At 69.4% G+C, this 16,862-nt stretch carries 15 protein-coding genes; 8 read left to right on the forward strand and 7 right to left on the reverse strand.

All coding sequences use genetic code 11. The features are described from left to right. The first annotated feature begins 373 nt into the window (after positions 1–373). Positions 374–904 (forward strand): iron response transcriptional regulator IrrA, encoded by a 531-nt coding sequence (gene irrA, locus MWN34_RS09385; RefSeq protein WP_425532079.1) that lies wholly within the window; start codon positions 374–376, stop codon positions 902–904. A gap of 131 nt (positions 905–1,035) precedes the next feature. Here irrA and MWN34_RS09390 read toward each other — a convergent pair whose 3' ends face one another. After that, complete coding sequence (locus tag MWN34_RS09390; RefSeq protein WP_247028721.1) at positions 1,036–1,686, reverse strand: SH3 domain-containing protein; 651 nt, start codon at positions 1,684–1,686, stop codon at positions 1,036–1,038. A 198-nt stretch (positions 1,687–1,884) separates the two neighbouring features. Here MWN34_RS09390 and MWN34_RS09395 point away from each other — a divergent pair, with 198 nt between their 5' ends. Together MWN34_RS09395 and MWN34_RS09400 are read left to right on the forward strand one after the other, a co-directional pair. Beyond that, complete coding sequence (locus tag MWN34_RS09395; protein ID WP_247028722.1) at positions 1,885–2,886, forward strand: 2-hydroxyacid dehydrogenase; 1,002 nt, start codon at positions 1,885–1,887, stop codon at positions 2,884–2,886. Between the two features lie 132 nt (positions 2,887–3,018). Beyond that, positions 3,019–4,212 (forward strand): patatin-like phospholipase family protein, encoded by a 1,194-nt coding sequence (locus tag MWN34_RS09400; RefSeq protein WP_247028724.1) that lies wholly within the window; start codon positions 3,019–3,021, stop codon positions 4,210–4,212. Here the strand turns inward: MWN34_RS09400 and MWN34_RS09405 are convergent. Next, the gene (locus MWN34_RS09405) at positions 4,200–5,051 is read right to left on the reverse strand and encodes a HesA/MoeB/ThiF family protein (RefSeq protein ID WP_247028725.1); all 852 of its coding nucleotides are present in this window, start codon (positions 5,049–5,051) and stop codon (positions 4,200–4,202) included. The two genes, MWN34_RS09400 and MWN34_RS09405, sit on opposite strands and share 13 nt — an antisense overlap. A 129-nt stretch (positions 5,052–5,180) precedes the next feature. Between MWN34_RS09405 and ku the strand changes: the two genes are divergently transcribed. Then, positions 5,181–6,137, forward strand: a complete 957-nt coding sequence (gene ku, locus MWN34_RS09410) for a non-homologous end joining protein Ku (protein WP_247028726.1) — start codon at positions 5,181–5,183, stop codon at positions 6,135–6,137. Positions 6,138–6,155: 18 nt separating this feature from the next. Continuing rightward, positions 6,156–8,930, forward strand: coding sequence for a DNA ligase D (gene ligD / locus MWN34_RS09415; RefSeq protein ID WP_247028727.1), 2,775 nt, complete (start codon positions 6,156–6,158; stop codon positions 8,928–8,930). Between the two features lie 290 nt (positions 8,931–9,220). On the opposite strand, the gene minE is transcribed toward ligD, so the two are convergent. From minE to MWN34_RS09440, 5 genes are all read right to left on the reverse strand, one after another. Further along, positions 9,221–9,496, reverse strand: coding sequence for a cell division topological specificity factor MinE (gene minE / locus MWN34_RS09420; RefSeq protein WP_247028728.1), 276 nt, complete (start codon positions 9,494–9,496; stop codon positions 9,221–9,223). Continuing rightward, positions 9,493–10,308, reverse strand: coding sequence for a septum site-determining protein MinD (gene minD / locus MWN34_RS09425; RefSeq protein WP_247028729.1), 816 nt, complete (start codon positions 10,306–10,308; stop codon positions 9,493–9,495). Before minD ends, minE begins: the two co-directional genes overlap by 4 nt. 78 nt (positions 10,309–10,386) lie before the next feature. Next, positions 10,387–11,100, reverse strand: a complete 714-nt coding sequence (gene minC / locus MWN34_RS09430) for a septum site-determining protein MinC (protein WP_247028730.1) — start codon at positions 11,098–11,100, stop codon at positions 10,387–10,389. Between the two features lie 208 nt (positions 11,101–11,308). Then, positions 11,309–12,148: an aldo/keto reductase gene (locus MWN34_RS09435; protein ID WP_247028731.1), complete on the reverse strand. Its 840-nt coding sequence runs from the start codon at positions 12,146–12,148 to the stop codon at positions 11,309–11,311. 117 nt (positions 12,149–12,265) lie between these two features. Beyond that, on the reverse strand, positions 12,266–12,436 hold the full coding sequence (locus MWN34_RS09440; RefSeq protein WP_247028732.1) for a hypothetical protein: 171 nt from the start codon (positions 12,434–12,436) through the stop codon (positions 12,266–12,268). Positions 12,437–12,769: 333 nt separating this feature from the next. Between MWN34_RS09440 and MWN34_RS09445 the strand changes: the two genes are divergently transcribed. Genes MWN34_RS09445 through MWN34_RS09455 form a run of 3 tightly spaced genes read left to right on the forward strand, consistent with a single transcriptional unit; the run spans position 12,770 to position 16,823 of the window. Then, positions 12,770–13,354 (forward strand): GbsR/MarR family transcriptional regulator, encoded by a 585-nt coding sequence (locus MWN34_RS09445; protein WP_247028734.1) that lies wholly within the window; start codon positions 12,770–12,772, stop codon positions 13,352–13,354. Continuing rightward, positions 13,351–15,123, forward strand: coding sequence for a thiol reductant ABC exporter subunit CydD (gene cydD / locus MWN34_RS09450; RefSeq protein ID WP_247028735.1), 1,773 nt, complete (start codon positions 13,351–13,353; stop codon positions 15,121–15,123). The genes MWN34_RS09445 and cydD overlap by 4 nt, the downstream gene beginning before the upstream one ends. Beyond that, positions 15,120–16,823, forward strand: a complete 1,704-nt coding sequence (locus MWN34_RS09455) for an amino acid ABC transporter ATP-binding/permease protein (protein WP_247028736.1) — start codon at positions 15,120–15,122, stop codon at positions 16,821–16,823. Before cydD ends, MWN34_RS09455 begins: the two co-directional genes overlap by 4 nt. Positions 16,824–16,862 lie beyond the last annotated feature (39 nt).

Consider the following 16,862-nt stretch of genomic DNA (forward strand, 5'->3'; position numbering starts at 1 on the left):
CATCACCGACCGGGCCGGGCGGCTCATGCCGGCCGCAGCGCTTCCTAACACAGGCCCCCCCGTGCTCAAAGCAGGCTTGCGTAAGCCCCGCCGGGGACGGCGTGTCAAGTCCGGAAGGGCCGGGACGGCGTGGGCGCGCACCTTCATACGGGGCGATCCGTACTCCCCGAAGGTCAGGAGATTGGAAACATTCCTGTTTAGTCCCGTTCGACTTGCGGCAGGGGAAGGGGCCGGGATAATATGCCAGCGAACATGACGCCTGCCCGACGCTTTGGCGAAAGGACATGGCGTAACTATATGATAGGACGTCACGACGTCGGATGCCCTCGCGGACGCCGAGACGCGTGACGGTGGCCTGATCCCGGAATGTGAAATGAGCGAGACTGTTCGGACCGTGCAGATGGCGATCCCGCGTATGGTCGTCGATGATCAGGAGCCCGTGCTTCCGATCGCGCGGCTGCGCGACTCGGCCGGCACCAGCCGTACCGGCTGCCCCTTCCATGACGTGCGGCACATGCTGCGTGACGTCGGCTTGCGTCCCACCCGCCAGCGCCTCGCGCTCGGCTGGCTGCTCTTCGCCAAGGGTGACCGCCACGTCTCCGCTGAAATTCTGCACGAGGAAGCCATCAAGGCGCGCTTCCCGGTTTCGCTGGCCACCGTCTACAACACGCTGCACCAGTTCACCGAAGTCGGGCTGCTGCGGGAGCTGGCGGTGGACGGGTCGAAGACCTACTTCGACACCAACCCCTCCGATCACCATCATTTCTTCGTCGAGGGCGAGAACAACCTCGTCGACATTCCGAGCACGGCGGTCGAGGTGGAGCGCGTGCCGGAGGCGCCCGAAGGTTACGAGATCGCCCGCGTCGACGTCGTGGTGCGCCTGCGCCCCAAGCGCCGGTCCTGAGCACGCCGGGCCTGAGAGGGCTGCGTCCTGAGGGCTGCGGAACGCCGCTTTCGCGATCACATGAAAAAGGGCCGGTCGAAGGACCGGCCCTTTTTCATTCGCCATTCGCTCCATGAGGCGATGGCGCGTCCTCAGTCCACCTTCTCGCCGGGATAGACGCCCCACAGCTTTTCCTGCTGGATGAAGCCGTCGAAGCCGTCGCCGAAGAAGCGGCACCATTGGCCGTCGCAATCCTTGATGTTGCCGAGCACGCCGGATTCGAGCCGCGCCTTCACGTCCGAATCGCCGCTGCGCCGCGCGTGCAGCGAAACCGGGCCGTCCTTCTTCAGCCATGAGCCGACCAGCGCGGTGCGCCGGCTCGATAGCATGGCATGGTAGATCCAGCCTTCCGCGCCTTCCGAATCGCGGATGCGGCGCCAGTTCTCGAATTCCGCGGTGATCTCGACCGGCAGGCCGGCGCGGGTGAAGACCCATGCCACGTCGTGATCCTTGGTCGGACCGCCGCGCACATTCACCTTGTCGGCCTTCAGACTGACGAATCGCGGAATCGGCTGGCCGCTTTCCTTACCGGTCTGCCGCCCGTCGGCGGCGGCAGCGCCTGCGTCCTGCGCGTGGGCGGGCGAGGCGATGAAGCTGCCCTCGGTCAGCGCCGCGGCCGAGACGACCAGCGCGAGCGCGCCGAGGCCGAGCAGGAGTTGGCGGGGCCGCGCGAAGGCGCGACGGGCGGCCGGCTTCCCATGGAAAGAGAAAAGGTGCCCCTGTCGGCGCCTGTCGTCGCGCATCGTCTGCATCTTCCGTCGTCCAGGCGAAGGGGGCGCGACCGTCGGAACCGGGCCCGCCACGGCGCATGGCCGCGGCGTTTATGCCCGGTTTTGTCTTTCCCCAACCCGTCTGGTAATGAACCCCGGTCTCGGCGCGAGTGTGATGGCTCGCGGTTAACGGGACCTTGATTGCCGATGGGGAAGGCGACGGGGAAAAACATGGCCCGCAAGAAGCCGCTGGTGGTCGTCACGCGCAAGCTCCCCGACACCATAGAGACCCGGATGCGCGAATTGTTCGACGCCCGGCTCAATGTCGAGGATACGCCGCTCTCGCAAGCGCAGCTTGCCGAGGCGGTCGCGGTTGCGGATGTGCTGGTACCGGCGATCACCGATCGCATCGATGCCGAGGTGCTGGCCTCGGCCGGTCCCAACTTCAAGCTGATCGCCAATTTCGGCAATGGCGTCGACCATATCGACGTCGCCGCCGCCATGGCGCGGGGCATCACCGTCACCAATACGCGCGGCGTCCTGACCGAGGACACCGCCGACATGACGATGGCGCTCATCCTCGCCGTGCCGCGCCGCCTCACCGAGGGTGCCGCGATCCTGACACAGGATGACGGTTTCTGGCCCGGCTGGTCGCCCACCTGGATGCTCGGCCACCGCATCTGGGGAAAACGGCTCGGCATCATCGGCATGGGCCGCATCGGTCAGGCGGTGGCGCGGCGGGCGCGTGCCTTCGGCCTGCAGATCCATTACCACAACCGCCACCCTTTGCCGCCGCAGGTGGAGGAGGAACTCGAGGCAACCTACTGGGACAGCCTCGACCAGATGCTGGCGCGGATGGACATCCTCTCCGTCAACTGCCCGCACACGCCGGCGACCTATCACCTGCTCTCTGCCCGCCGGCTGAAGCTGGTGCGGCGCGACGCCTATATCGTCAACACCGCGCGCGGCGAGGTGATCGACGAGAGCGCGCTCGCCCGGATGATCGAGACCGGCGAGCTTGCGGGTGCGGGGCTCGACGTGTTCGAGCGCGAGCCGGCGGTGAGCCCGAAGCTGCTCAAGCTGGCCCGCGCCGGCAAGGTGGTGCTGCTGCCGCATATGGGCTCGGCCACCGTCGAGGCACGCATCGAGACCGGCGAGAAGGTCATCGTCAACATCCAGGCCTTCATGGACGGCCACCGCCCGCCGGACCGAGTGCTGGCGGCGATGCTCTGAGGTCGGCCGGACCGGGCGTGCCGGGCCTGCCGCACGAATCACGTGTGCCGGCTGTGTCCCCGCCGCCACAGCACAAAATCGGCGGCGTGATAGGGTGGCGCCGGTCCAGTTTTATGGGGGCGGGCCCTTTCGATGGTTCCTGCGTTCGTGCGCCGGCTGCGTGCCGGCCTTCTTCTCGTATGCGTGCTCACGCTGACGGCGTGCGCCGCCTTGCCCCGCATTCCTTACACGGCCGAGGATGCCTCGCTGGGCGATCCCATGGGCATTCCGGGCGTGCGCATCTGGGCCGACGCCTCCATTGCCGAACTCCGGCCGATGCTCGCGCGCCTGCGCGACAAACAGCAAAGGGCGGGCATCAACGACTACAATATTCTGGCGATTTCCGGCGGCGGGCAGGACGGCGCCTATGGCGCGGGATTGCTGAACGGCTGGACCCGATCCGGCAAGAGGCCGGATTTCGCCATCGTCAGCGGCGTGTCGACCGGCGCCCTGATCGCGCCCTTCGCCTTTCTCGGCCCGAGCTATGACGAGAAGCTGAGGAAGGTTTATACCGAGACATCGGCCAGCGACATCATCACCGGCAATCCGATCACGGGGTTCTTCGGCGAAGGCCTGTTCCGCACCGATCCGCTGCGCGAGATGGTGGCGCGCTATTGCGACTGGGAGATGCTGCGCGCGATCGCCGAGCAGCACCGCGCCGGCCGGCGCCTCTATGTGCTCACCACCAATCTCGACGCCCAGCGACCCGTGATGTGGAACATGGGTGCCATCGCCGACAGCGGCAATCCGCGGGCGCTGGAGCTGTTCCGCGACGTGCTGGTGGGTTCGGCAAGCATTCCGGGCGCCTTCTCCCCGATGATGATCGAGACCGAGCGCGACGGCCGCCGCTTCGAGGAGATGCATGTCGACGGCGCCACCACCATGCAGGTTCTCACGGTGCCGACCAAGGTGGTGGCGGCCGAAAGCGGCGCTTTCGTCCATAATGGGCGGCGCGGCTACTACATCCTGCTGAACAAGAAGTTCGTGCCGGAATTCGAGCTGTCCAAGCGCTCGACGCTACGCATCGCGGTGCGGGCCTTCGACACGCTGATGAAGTCGGACACCAACGGCACCGTCCTCGACGCCTACACCTTCAGCCGCCGTTTCAACTACACGTTCAATCTCGGCTTCATCCCGGAGAGCTTCGACAAGACGCCGGATTCGGTATTCGACCGCACCTATATGAACGCTCTGTTCGACCTCGGCTACGAGGCCGGGCTGAAGGGCGGCAACTGGTACAGCGCACCGCCGGGGTTGTATGAGGAGGCCGGGCCTCAGCGCCGGTAGCGTTCGAGATCGTGGATGCTGGGCGCGCGGCCGGTCAGCGGGTTGTCGGGATCCCAGCCATAGTCCAGCGTCTCGAAGCGCATGGTGAGGGCATCGATCATCAGGAGCCGCCCCACCAGCCCATCACCGAAGCCGACGATGGCGCGGATCGCTTCCAGCGCCATCAGCGAGCCGGCGATGCCCGCCAGCGCGCCGAGAATGCCGGCCTCCGCGCAGCTCGGCACGGTGCCCGCGGGCGGCGGCTCGGGGAACAGGCAGCGATAGGTCGGGTTCGGCGTGCCGTCCGCCGCGTTCTCATGGGCGCGGATCGTCGTCACCGTGGCATCGAAGCGGCCGAGCGCGGCGGTCACCAGCGGGCGCTTCGCCAGCACGCAGGCGTCGCTGACCAGATAGCGCGTGGTGAAATTGTCGGAACCGTCCAGCACCACATCCGCCGCGGCGATGCGCTCCAGCGCAGTGTCGGGCGAGATGCGCGCGGCGATCGCCTCCACCTCGACATGCGGGTTCAGCGCGGCGATGGCGCGGGCGGCGCTCTCGCCCTTCGGCGTGTCGACGCCTGCGGTTGTGTGGATCACCTGCCGCTGCAGGTTTGAGAGCGAGACGACGTCGTCATCCATCACCGTGATCCGCCCGATACCGGCGGCGGCGAGATAAAGCAGCGCCGGGGCACCGAGCCCGCCGGCGCCGATGACCAAGACCCGCGCCTTCTTCAGCTTCTGCTGGCCGGGGCCGCCGATCTCGCGCAGCACCAGGTGGCGGGCATAGCGCTCCACCTCCTCCGGCGCGAAGAGGGAGGCGCGGGGCGCGGGCGGGCGGGTGTCGGCGGTGTCGCTGCTCATGGCGGCTATATAGCCAGCCGCCCCGTTCCCCGCCATGGTTCACCGGCAGGGCACCCGCGAGGGAGGAAACGGCGGAACGCGCGGGCGGGCCTCGCGTTGAATCACCTTCATGGGTGGGGGCGAGCGAAGATGGCGGCGCGCGCGAACTGGCGGGGATTCCTCAGACTGGCGGAGCTCACCTGTCCGGTGGGCCTGTTCACGGCGGTCTCCACGGCGGATCGGGTGAGCTTCCACACCATCAACCGACGGACCGGCAACCGGGTGCAGCGCCAGTTCGTGGACCGCGACACCGGCGGCGTGGTGGAGCGCGACGATCAGGTGAAGGGCTACGAGGTCTCTCCCGGCCGCTACGTCGTGCTGGAGCCGGAAGAGGTGGCTGCTGCCGTGCCGGAGAGCGACAAGATGCTCGACATTGGCGACTTCATCCCCTGCGGCCAGATCGATGACGTATTCTTCGACCGACCCTATTACCTCGCCCCCGGGCCGGGCGTAGACGAGGTGTTCGACCTGCTGCGCGCCGGCATGGCGGCCAAGAAGGTGGCCGCGCTTGCCCGCACCGTGCTGTTCCGCCGGGTGCGCACGCTGCTCATCCGCCCCCATGAGGCGGGCATGATCGCGACCACGCTGTCCTATGACTACGAGGTGCGTTCCTCGCGCGAAGCCTTCCGCGACATCCCGGCGCGTAAGATCGGTGGCGAGATGCTGGAGCTCGCCGAGCACATAATCGCCACGAAGAAGGGCCGCTTCGACCCGGCGGCCTTCGACGACCGCTACGAGGCGGCGCTGGCCGAACTGGTGCGCGCGAAGATCGAGGGGCGCGACCTGCCCAAAGCCAAACCACGCCGCGCCGGGAAGGTGGTCGACCTGATGGAGGCGCTGCGCCTCAGTGCCGGGCAGGGCGGAACGGCGGCGAAGGGCGGCAAAAAGGCAGCCCGACCTAAGGCCGCGGCGCAGGCCGAAAGGAAGAATGGCGCGAAGACCGGCGCGGCGGACGAGCGCCCGGCCGGAACCAAGGCGGAGGTCCGCCCGCGCCCCTCCCGCGCCGGCGCGGCCGCAAAGGCCGCACCCCGCCGCAAGGCCGGCTAGTGGAGATGAGGACGGGCCATGGCGCTGGAAACCTATCGCCGCAAGCGCAACTTCAGGATCACTTCGGAACCGAGCGGGATGAAAAGTCCCGGTGCCCGTCCCGGCACCGCGCCGCGCGACGAGGCGGCCGGTCTGGGCACCGGCGCCTATCTCATCCAGAAGCACGATGCCCGCCGGCTGCATTACGATTTTCGGCTCGAACTCGATGGCGTGCTGCTGAGCTGGGCGGTGACGCGCGGGCCGAGCCTCGTGCCCGGCGAGAAGCGCCTCGCGGTGCATGTCGAGGACCATCCGCTCGATTATGGCACCTTCGAGGGTATCATTCCCAAAGGCCAGTATGGTGGCGGCACCGTCGAACTCTGGGATCGCGGCTCATGGCGGCCGATCGGCGATCCGCACAAGGCGCTGAAGAAGGGCCATCTCGAATTCGAGCTGACGGGCGAGAAACTGCACGGACGCTGGCATCTGGTGCGGATGCATGGGAAGCCCGGGGAGAGTCGCGAGAACTGGCTGCTCATCAAGGGCGAGGACGAATGGGCGCGCACGCCCGACCAGCCCGACATTCTCGAGGAACAGCCGGATTCGGTGAAGACCGGCCGCAGCCTCGCGGAGATCGCCGCCGCACCGGCTGCCGCCTGGGATAGCGGAAAGGGCGGCCCGACGCAGCCGGAACCGGCGCCGAAACCGGCGAAAGACACGACCCGCAAGCCTTCGCGCACCAGAGCCGCTGTGGCCGCGACCGTCGAGGTGAAGCGAGCAGCGACCGCGACGGGTGGCACGAGCAAGGGTGCCGCAGCGGACCGCGCAGCGAAGCCCGTCGCGCCACCCAAGCCGGGCAAGGGTGCGAAGCCGGGCACGAGTGCGGAGCCGCTCAAGGGAGCGAAGGCTGCCCCGTTGCCGGATTTCGTGCCGCCGGAACTCGCGACGCTGGTGCCCAAGCCCCCCTCCGGCGAGCGCTGGGTGCATGAGATCAAGTTCGACGGCTACCGCATCGAGGCGCGGATCGACCATTCCCGCAGCGGCGATGCGGCGGTGCGCCTGCTCACCCGCACCGGGCTCGACTGGACCCATCGCTTCGGCGAGGCCATCGTCGCCGCGCTGGCCGCGCTGCCGGTCGAGGACGCGCTGCTGGATGGCGAGATCGTGGTCGAGACCTCGGGCGGCGCATCCGATTTCTCGGCGCTGCAGGCCGATCTTTCGGAAGGGCGCAGCGACCGTTTCGTCTACTACCTGTTCGACTGCCTCCATCGCGACGGTCGGGACCTGACGGGAGCCGCGCTCACCGCGCGCAAGGAGGCGTTGCGCGACCTGCTGCCAGAAGGCAGCGTGCTGCGCTACAGCGAGAGCTTCGAGGAGGATGGCGGGCAGATGCTGCGCCATGCCTGCCGACTCAGTCTCGAAGGCGTCGTCTCCAAGTTGAAGGACGGGCCCTATCGTTCGGGGCGCGGGCGGGGCTGGGTGAAGTCGAAATGCTCGGCCCGGCAGGAGTTCGTCATTGGCGGCTTCGTGCCCTCCACCACCTCGCCGCACGCCATCGGCTCGCTCGTGATGGGCGTGAACGAGGAAGGCGGGCTGCGCCATGTCGGGCGCGTCGGCACCGGCTATTCGGCCCGGATGGCGCGCGACCTTCACGCCCGGCTGGAGCCGCTGGAGGTCGCGAAAAGCCCGTTCGCCGACCGGCTGGACCGCGCCGAGGCCGCCGACGTGCATTTCGTGAAGCCGGAGCTGGTGGCCGAGGTGGAATTCCGCGCCTGGACCGGTTCCGGCCATATCCGCCATGCCGCCTTTCGCGGGCTGCGCGAGGACAAGGCGGCGGCCGATGTGGTGGCGGAAACCGCAACCGGCGGCCCGGCCGAGGGGGTGGGCAACGCCGCTCCGGCGAAGGCTGCCCCGTCCAGGGCGGCCGCGCGCAGCTCCGTGGTGCTCACCCATCCCGACCGCATCTACTGGCCCGAGGACGGCATCACCAAGGAAGGTCTCGCCGCCTATTACAGCGAGGTCTGGCGCTCCATCGCGCCCTACATCGTCGCCCGCCCGCTGGCCTTGCTGCGCTGCCCGGACGGGGTGGCGAAGCAGTGCTTCTTCCAGAAGCATGGCTGGCGCGGCATGAACCGCAAGATCCGTCAGGTCGCCGATCCGAAGGATGCCGGCGGCGAGCCGATCCTGGCCATAGACGACCTCGACGGGCTGATCGCGCTGGTGCAGTCCGGCGTGCTGGAGATCCACCCCTGGGGCGCGCGGCTGGCCGATCTGGAACATCCCGACATGCTGATCTTCGACCTCGATCCAGGGGAGAAGGTGGGCTGGCCGGCGATGATCGCGGGGGCGCGCGAGGTGAAGGCGCGGCTGGAGGCGCAGGGGCTCGCCGCCTTCGTCAAGACCTCGGGCGGCAAGGGCCTGCATGTGGTTGCGCCGCTGAAGCCCAAGGCGGGCTGGGACGAGGCGAAGGCTTTCGCCAAGGCGTTGGCGAGCGACATGGCGGAGGATACCCCGGACAGCTTCGTCGCGGTGGCGACCAAGGCCCGGCGGCCGGGCCGCATCTTCGTGGATTATCTGCGCAACGGGCGCGGCGCGACGGCCGTGGCGCCCTATTCCACCCGCGCCCGGGTGGGGGCGGCAGTTTCCATGCCCGTCGCCTGGGGCGAGCTGACCGATGCGCTCTCGCCGTCGTTCTACACGGTGGGGAACGCGCCCGCCCGCCTCGCCAATCTCGCCGCCGATCCCTGGGCCGATTTCCGCGCCGCCGCCGTGCCGCTGGAGACGGGCAGGGCGCGCGGCCGGCGGAAGGGCTGAAGCACCTGCGCGTGTCGCCGCTCGCGCCGCCCCGCAGCCGCTTGCCCGCTCGTCCGCTTGCGCGCGTCGTCCGAAGCGGTTGGCCGCAGGACGGGATCGCATCCCGGTGCTGAAGGCGGCGACAGGGGGGCGGGAACGCGATCAAGGGTCGGCCGGGCCGCTGTCCGGGATGGCGGAGACGGGGCGGCGCGGCGCAAGCGTGGCGGGCGGCACGGTCTCCGCGTCCATCCCTCGAAAACGCAAGCGCCCCCGCGCGGGCGGGGGCGTTGCCGGGGGTTCGGTATCTTCCGTCAGGCGGCGGCGCGGCCGAGTGAGGCGACCTCGCCGCGGATCTCGACCTCGATCTCGAGGATAGAGAGCGGCGAACCCTTGTCGAGCCGTACCTTCACCGCCTCGCGGTCGCAGGGCACGCGCTTGGCGACGACGGCGAGGATGTCCTCGCGCAGGCTGGAGAGCAGATCATCGCCCCCCAGCACCTGGCGCTCATGGGAGAGCAGGATCTGCAGGCGCTCGCGGGCCTGCGGCGCGCTGCTGCTGCTGGAGAAGAAGCGGTTCCAAAGGCTCATGCCGCCCTCCTGAGGAGCTTGCTCAGGAAGCCGCCGCGCGGAGCGGTCGGCACCTGCACCGGGAGTTCCTCGCCCTTCAGCCGGCGGGCGGCGTCGATATAGGCCTTGGCCGGCGCGCTGGCGGGGTCGTTGATCGAGACCGGCACGCCGAAATTCGAGGCCTTCAGCACGTCCGGGCTCTCGGGGATGATGCCGAGCAGCGGGATGGAGAGGATCTCCAGCACGTCCGCGGTGTTCAGCATGTCGCCGCGGGCGGCGCGGGCGGCGTCGTAGCGGGTGAGCAGCAGGCGCTTGTCCACCGTCTCGCCGCGGGTGGCCTTCAACGTCTTGGCGTCGAGGATGCCGACGATCCGGTCGCTGTCGCGCACCGAGGAGACTTCCGGGTTGGTCACCACGATGGCGATGTCGGCGTGGCGCATGGCGAGGGTCGCGCCGCGCTCGATGCCCGCCGGGCTGTCGCAGATCACCCAGTCGAACTGGCTGGACAGCTCGGCGATCACCTTGTCCACGCCCTCTTCGGTGAGCGCGTCCTTGTCGCGGGTCTGGGAGGCCGGCAGCAGGAACAGGGTGTCGACCCGCTTGTCCTTGATGAGCGCCTGCGACAGCCGGGCGTCGCCCTGCACCACGTTCACGAGGTCGAACACCACGCGGCGTTCGGCGCCCATGACGAGGTCGAGGTTGCGCAGGCCGACGTCGAAGTCGACCACGGCCACGCGATCGCCCGTGCGGGCCAGCGCGGCGCCGATGGCGGCCGTCGTGGTGGTCTTGCCGACGCCGCCCTTCCCCGATGTGACTGTGATGATCTTGGCCATGCCCTGGTCCCGCTGCTTGGGCCGCGCCGCCCGCCCCTGCCGGGGTGGGGCGGAGAACGCGAGTCCCGTTCCCCGTGATTAGAGTGCGGCAAGCCGCAATGCGTCGTTCTCGATCCAGACCCGCACGGCCTGGCCCCGCAGGGCTCCGTCGAGGTCCTCGGCCGTCTTGTAGGCACCGTCCACGGCGATGAGCTCGGCTTCCATGCGGGAGCAGAAGATCTGCGCCTTGGTTCCGAAGGTGGCCCCGGCGATGGCGCGCCCGGAGAGCGTGCCGTAGACGTGGATGGAGCCGCCGGCGATGATCTCGGCGCCCGAGGCGACCGAACCGATGATGGTGACGTCGCCTTCCAGGCACATGATCGACTGGCCCGAGCGCACCCGGCTCTCGACGATCATGTTGACCGGCTCGGCGGGCTTGCGCGGCTCTTCCGGCGCGGGCGGAGCCTTGCCCACCGAGGTGACCGGGCCGGCCAGCGAGACGTCGCGCCCGCCATTGAGGATCGGCGGCATGGAGGCGTCGACCATGCTGGGGCGTACCCCTTCGAGGCCGACGAGCCGGACGCCGCGGGCGGCGAGCTCGGCGATCCAGCGCTCGACCTCGGCCTTGTTGGCGGCGTTGCCCGCCATGTCCAGCACGACGGTGCGGCCGGTGAAGAAGCCGGGGGAGCGCTGCAGCCAGACGTCGAAATCCTCCAGCCAGAGCTGGAGGGAGGCGTCGGCGACGAGCGTCATCGCGACGAAGGAACGACCACGGAAGCGGATGGATGGGCCGGATCGGCTGACTGGACGCACCGTTCGAATCTCCTCTGGTAGGAGAGAGATTCGGTTAATCTCGGTTAACAGCCGGTTAATGGGTGCCGCCGGCTTTACCGATCCTTGACCATGATACCGTCTAAACCCGTGGAAGGCGCACGGGCCGCTTGCGCCGGACGCGCCGAATCAGCCGGGTCGGCGTCCCCCGCCGCGAGGCGTCCCGCCGCGAGACGTCCCGCGCGCCTCGTCAGAATTCCTCGTAGCGGGCCGGGTCCTGGTCGGCGATGCGCCCGTCCGGTCGGGAGAGGCCGGCAATGGCGGCCATCTCGTCCTGCGAGAGCGAGAAGTCGAACACGGACAGGTTCTCCATTTGCCGCTCGGAGGAGGCCGCCTTGGGCAGCGGCAGCACGCCCAGCTCCACATGCCAGCGCAGGATCACCTGCGGAATCGAGCGCCCGAGCCGCGCCGCGATATCGCCGAGCACGGTGTCGTGCAGCAGCGCATTCGCGCGGCCGAGCGGGCTCCACCCTTGGGTGAGGACGCCGCGCGCGCGGTCCGCCCGGCGCTGCTCGTCCTGCGGGAAATAGGGGTGGAGCTCGATCTGGTTGACGCTCGGCGTCACCCCGGTCTCGGCGGTCAGGCGGTCGAGATGCTCGGGCAGGAAGTTGCAGACCCCGATGGAGCGTAGCAGCCCGCGCTTCTTCGCCTCGATCATGGCCTGCCACGCCTCGACATAGAGGTTCTGGCTCGGGTTGGGCCAGTGGATGAGGTAGAGGTCGAGATAATCGAGACCGGTGCGATAGACCGATTCCTCGATGGTCGCGAGCGCCTCCTGATAGCGCTGGTGCCGTCCCGGCAGCTTGGAGACAACCCGGAGCGCCTCGCGGGGCACGCCGGAGCTGCGCACCGCCGCGCCCACGGCGCCCTCATTCTCGTAATTGAAGGCGGAATCGAGCAGGCGGTAGCCGTTGCCGATGGCCCGGACGATGCCCTCGACCCCGGCGGCCCCGTTCAGCTTGTAGGTGCCGAAACCGATGGCAGGCAGGGTCGTGCCGTCATTGAGGGTGTAGCTCGGGATCGCAGTCATCTCGTCTCTCTCCGGTTCCGGCAATGATCGGTGCATCGGAACACAGGCCCGGGATGGCGGCAAAATCGAGACGTCGCGTCGCCGGAGGGCTCGGGGCGAGGCGGCCGCGGCGGGGCCTCAGCGCCGCGGCGGGCTGGGGCGGAGGATGGCGGCGACGAGAAGTGCCAGCCAGATCGGCATCCAGCGCGGGGCGACCTTATAGGGGTTGTCGTCCGGCAGATAGCCTGCGCGCTTCTTGGATTGCGCGAGTTCCCGCCGGATCCGTGCGGCCCGCTCGTTCCAACCCATGATGTTCGCGTCTCCCTCTCGAAGCACCAGCTTCCGAAGTGGTACTTTAGATATAAATTCGAATTAAAATTCAATTCAAATAAGGTATAATTTTCCGACGTTCTCTCCCGCCGAGGTCTGGTTCCGCTCGTGTACGGCGACAGGCAGGGCTTGCGGGCGCCGCAGGCACATGCCGGGGAGCGGACGCGAAACCCCTGCCGCGCAGCCGCCATCCGGCAAGGGTCCATTGCTTTTTTGCATGGCTTCACGCCCGTCGAGGGGCTTACGGATATTCAGTTTGCGTGTATTCTAATTTTCACGAATTACTGAAATTGCCGTAGGACTGGATACTCCGTGAACCTGCCCCCGCTTATACAGGCCTTCGTGCTCCATTTCGGCGAGATGGGCAGCCGCTGGGGAATCAACCGGACGGTGGGGCAGATCTATGCGCTGCTCTACGTCTCGCCGGAGCCGCTCTGCGCCGACGAGATCGTCGAGAAGCTCGGCATTTCCCGCTCCAACGTTTCGATGAGCCTGCGCGAATTGCAGGCGTGGAACCTCGCTTTGCCGCGTCACCGGCCCGACGACCGGCGCGATTTCTTCACCACCCCCGACGATGTCTGGCAGATCCTGCGCACGCTGGCCGAGGAACGGAAGAAGCGCGAGGTCGATCCCACGCTCTCGGTGCTGCGCGAGATCCTGCTGGAGGAGCCCGGCAGCGAGGCGGAGCGTCACGCGCAGGCGCGCATGGCGCAGATGCACGGTCTCATCGAGCAACTGACCACCTGGTATGACGACGTGAAGCGGCTGGAGACCGATCGCCTCGCCCAGTTGTTGCGGCTCGGCGCCCGCATTACCCGCATCCTGGAGACCAAGGATGCGCTGTTGTCCCTCGGGCGCGGGCGCCGCAAGGCCTCCGCCGCGACGGAGCACGAATGATGGCGCGGGTGAAGGATGATGCGCCGGAGCAGGCGGCGATCGACACCGGAGCGGAACCCACCGCCACGCGCCCGGCGCGCAAGTCTCGTCGCGAACCCAACTCCCACCGCCGCGACCCTCTCGTGCCAGGCCTTCGCGCCGCCGGCATGTGGCAGGTGGCGGCTTCCCTCGTCTGGGTGCCGCAGGCCTTCCTGCTGGCGGGCGCCATTGCCGGCCTCGCCGCAGGGGCGGGCGCGGACAGCGTGCTCCTGCCGGCCGTCGGCATCGCCGTTCTGGGCGTGTTGCGCGCGGCGCTGGACGGGATAGGCGCACGCAAGGCCTTCCGGGTGGCGCGTGCCGAGGTGTCGCGGCTGCGCGCGGCGGCGGTGGAGCGGCTCGCCGCCCGCTCGCCGATCGACCTGGAGCGTCCGGCCTCCGGGCTTGCCGCCAGCGTCGTCGCCGAGCAGGCCGAGGCAATGGTTCCCTGGCTGTCCCGTTTCCAGCCGGCGCGCCAGCGCGCAACGCTGGTTCCGCTTGCCATCCTCGCCTGCGTGCTGCCGCTGTCCTGGGCGGCGGCGCTGGTCCTCGCGGTCTGCGCCCCGCTGATCCCGCTCTTCATGGCGCTGATCGGCTGGCGCGCCCAGGCCGCCAGCGAGCGGCAACTGGTCGAGCTCGGCAGCATGAACGCCTTCCTGCTCGATCGGCTGCGCGGCCTTGCCACCATCCGCAGCCTCGGTGCGGTCGATCTTACCGCCCGGCGGCTGCGGGCCGATGCCGAGAGCCTGCGCCGCCGCACCATGGCGGTGCTGCGCATCGCCTTCATGTCCTCGGCGGTGTTGGAGCTGTTCTCCGCCATCGGGGTGGCGATGGTCGCGGTCTATGTCGGGTTCCATCTGCTCGGAACGCTGTCCTTCGGCACCTGGGGACAGGCCTTCGGGCTGCGCGAGGGGCTTTTCGTGCTGCTGCTGGCCCCCGCCTTCTTCGAGCCGCTGCGCGACCTCTCCGCTGCGTGGCACGACCGGGCCGCGGGGCAGGCCGCCTGCGCCGCGCTGGAGGGACTGGCGCAGGGCGGCGCGCGGATGCTCAACGTAGGGGAAGCCGAAGGGGTCGCTGCGCCTGCCATTGCCGGCGCGCCGCGGGTGCGCCTCGAACACGTCACCTTCCGCCATGCCGGCGCGAAGGAGCGGGTGCTCGACGGCATCGACCTTACCGTCGCGTCCGGCGAGCATGTGGCGTTGCTGGCCCCGAGCGGGGCGGGCAAGTCGACGATCCTCGCGCTCATCGCCGGTCTTGCCCACGCGGAATCCGGCCGCGTCCTGATCGGCGGCGAGCCGCTGATGCAGGGGAACGCCGCCCGGCTGCGCGCCACCATGGGCTATATCGGCCAGCAGCCGCACATCTTCGCGGGTACGCTTGCCGGAAACGTCACGCTGGGTCGGCCCGGCATCGGGCGGGAGGCGGTGCGCCGCGCGCTCCATGCGGTGCGACTCGACCGCGTCGCGTCGCGGCGCGGTTCCGCTCCGATCGGCGAGGGCGGACGCGGGCTCTCGGGCGGGGAAGGGATGCGCCTCGCGCTCGCCCGCCTCGCCGCCACGCCCGCGCTGGGCCTGATCCTTGCCGACGAGCCGACCGCCCATCTCGACAGCGCCACGGCGCGCGAGGTGACAAGCGGGTTGCTCTCCCTTGCGGAAGGCCGCACCCTCCTGGTCGCAACGCATGATCCCGCGTTGGCGGCGCGCATGGACCGGGTCATCCATCTCGCCGCCATGCCGAGGGAGGACGCGGCATGAGCCGGGGAAGCCGAGGGAGCGCCCGTTCGCTGTTCGCCGTGCTGCGCCTGTTCCTCGCGGAACGGCGCGGCCCCCTGTTGTGCGGCGTCCTGCTGGCGGCGCTGACGCTGCTCGCAGGTACCGGCCTGCTGGCGCTGTCCGGCTGGTTCATCACCGCGACCGCCATCGCCGGCCTGTCGAGCGCCACCGCGCTCGCCTTCGACGTCTTCGCCCCCTCCGCCGGCATCCGCCTCGCCGCGCTGACCCGGACGGGCGCGCGCTATGGCGAGCGGCTGGTGACGCATGATGCGACGCTGGCGGTGCTGGCCGGCCTGCGGGAGAGGCTGTTCCGGGGCTGGGCGGCGCCGCGCGCGGCGGGCCGGTTGGCCGATCGTCCGGCGGGGCTGCTGTTCCGGCTGACCCTCGACATCGACGCGCTCGATTCGCTCTATCTGCGGGCGCTGCTGCCGGCTGCGGCGGCGGCGATGGTCACACTTGCCTCCATCGTCCTCATCGGACTCATCGATCTCCACACTGGACTCGTTTTTGGACTGATCGTCCTCGGTCTCGGCGTGCTGGTTCCGGCTCTCGGTCTGCGTGCCGCCCGCCGCCCCTCCCGCCGCCGCGCGCATGCGCTCGAGGTGCTGCGCGCCCGCACGATCGATCTGGTGGCCGGCCAGACCGAACTCGCCATGACCGGCCGCCTCACCCCGCAGCGCGCCGCCATCGCCGCCGCAGACGCCCGGCTGGAGCAGGCGGACGACGATCTGAATCGAGCCGAAACCCTTATGTCGTCAGCCTTTGCCATTGGCGGAGCGGGGCTGCTGGCGCTTATGCTGGTGCTGGCGGCGCACCTCGTCGAGGCCGACCGAATCGACGCCCCGGCGGCGGCGCTGCTGCTGCTGGTCGCGCTCGCCGCCTTCGATCCGCTCGGCGCGCTGCGCCGCGGCGTGGTGGAGTTCGGCCGGATGCTCGTCGCCGCCGGCCGCATCGCCCCCCGCCTGAAGCCGACGGAGCCCGAAGCCGCGCCGGCATCGCCCGGGCCGGGGGTTGCGGTCCGGCTGACGGGAGCAGACATCGCCCCTGCTGGAGCGATCCGTCCGGTCGTGCTGGGCGCGGATCTCGCGATCGGCGTGGGCGAGCGCGTGGCGCTCATCGGTGCGAGCGGCGCCGGCAAGTCCACCCTTATCGCGGCCATCGCCGGCGAGGCGGGCCTGGAGGCGGGGAGGCTGGAGGCCTTGCCCGCAACGCTGCTGACCCAGCGCACCGAGCTCTTCCAAGACACGATCGGCGGAAATCTGCGCATCGCGAAGCCGGATGCCGAGGATTTTCAACTCTTTGACGCCCTCCGGGCAGCCGGTTTGATCGAGGTCATTGAGGCCTTGCCCCGGAGGCTGGATAGCTCACTGGGCGAGGCCGCATTGGGCCTGTCCGGCGGACAGGCGCGACGGCTCGCTCTGGCCCGGCTGTTCCTGCGCCCCACCCCGCTGTGGCTGCTGGACGAGCCGACCGAGGGCCTCGACGGCACCACCGCCCGGGACGTGCTGGCACGGCTCGCGGAACAGGCGGCTGGACGCACGCTCGTCATCGCCACCCATCTGCGGCGCGAGGCGGAGATCGCCGACCGCGTCGTCGTGCTCGCGGACGGTCGCCTCACGGCGAGCGCCCGTCGTGGAGAAGCTGCTTTCGCGGAGGCCCTTGCGACTCTGCGGGAGGACTGAACGCACTTTCCAGCGTCGCGGTTGCGCGGCGCGCCTCGA

The sequence above is a fragment of the Ancylobacter crimeensis genome (assembly GCF_023016805.1).
In the GTDB taxonomy this organism is placed as follows: domain Bacteria; phylum Pseudomonadota; class Alphaproteobacteria; order Rhizobiales; family Xanthobacteraceae; genus Ancylobacter; species Ancylobacter crimeensis.

Bases quoted from the DNA above. Each gene is read 5' to 3' on its own strand.
- irrA (WP_425532079.1), top strand. From the start codon at position 374: ATGAGCGAGACTGTTCGGACCGTGCAGATGGCGATCCCGCGTATGGTC.
- MWN34_RS09390 (WP_247028721.1), bottom strand. From the start codon at position 1,686: ATGCGCGACGACAGGCGCCGACAGGGGCACCTTTTCTCTTTCCATGGG.
- MWN34_RS09395 (WP_247028722.1), top strand. From the start codon at position 1,885: ATGGCCCGCAAGAAGCCGCTGGTGGTCGTCACGCGCAAGCTCCCCGAC.
- MWN34_RS09400 (WP_247028724.1), top strand. From the start codon at position 3,019: ATGGTTCCTGCGTTCGTGCGCCGGCTGCGTGCCGGCCTTCTTCTCGTA.
- MWN34_RS09405 (WP_247028725.1), bottom strand. From the start codon at position 5,051: ATGAGCAGCGACACCGCCGACACCCGCCCGCCCGCGCCCCGCGCCTCC.
- ku (WP_247028726.1), top strand. From the start codon at position 5,181: ATGGCGGCGCGCGCGAACTGGCGGGGATTCCTCAGACTGGCGGAGCTC.
- ligD (WP_247028727.1), top strand. From the start codon at position 6,156: ATGGCGCTGGAAACCTATCGCCGCAAGCGCAACTTCAGGATCACTTCG.
- minE (WP_247028728.1), bottom strand. From the start codon at position 9,496: ATGAGCCTTTGGAACCGCTTCTTCTCCAGCAGCAGCAGCGCGCCGCAG.
- minD (WP_247028729.1), bottom strand. From the start codon at position 10,308: ATGGCCAAGATCATCACAGTCACATCGGGGAAGGGCGGCGTCGGCAAG.
- MWN34_RS09435 (WP_247028731.1), bottom strand. From the start codon at position 12,148: ATGACTGCGATCCCGAGCTACACCCTCAATGACGGCACGACCCTGCCT.
- MWN34_RS09440 (WP_247028732.1), bottom strand. From the start codon at position 12,436: ATGGGTTGGAACGAGCGGGCCGCACGGATCCGGCGGGAACTCGCGCAA.
- cydD (WP_247028735.1), top strand. From the start codon at position 13,351: ATGATGGCGCGGGTGAAGGATGATGCGCCGGAGCAGGCGGCGATCGAC.
- MWN34_RS09455 (WP_247028736.1), top strand. From the start codon at position 15,120: ATGAGCCGGGGAAGCCGAGGGAGCGCCCGTTCGCTGTTCGCCGTGCTG.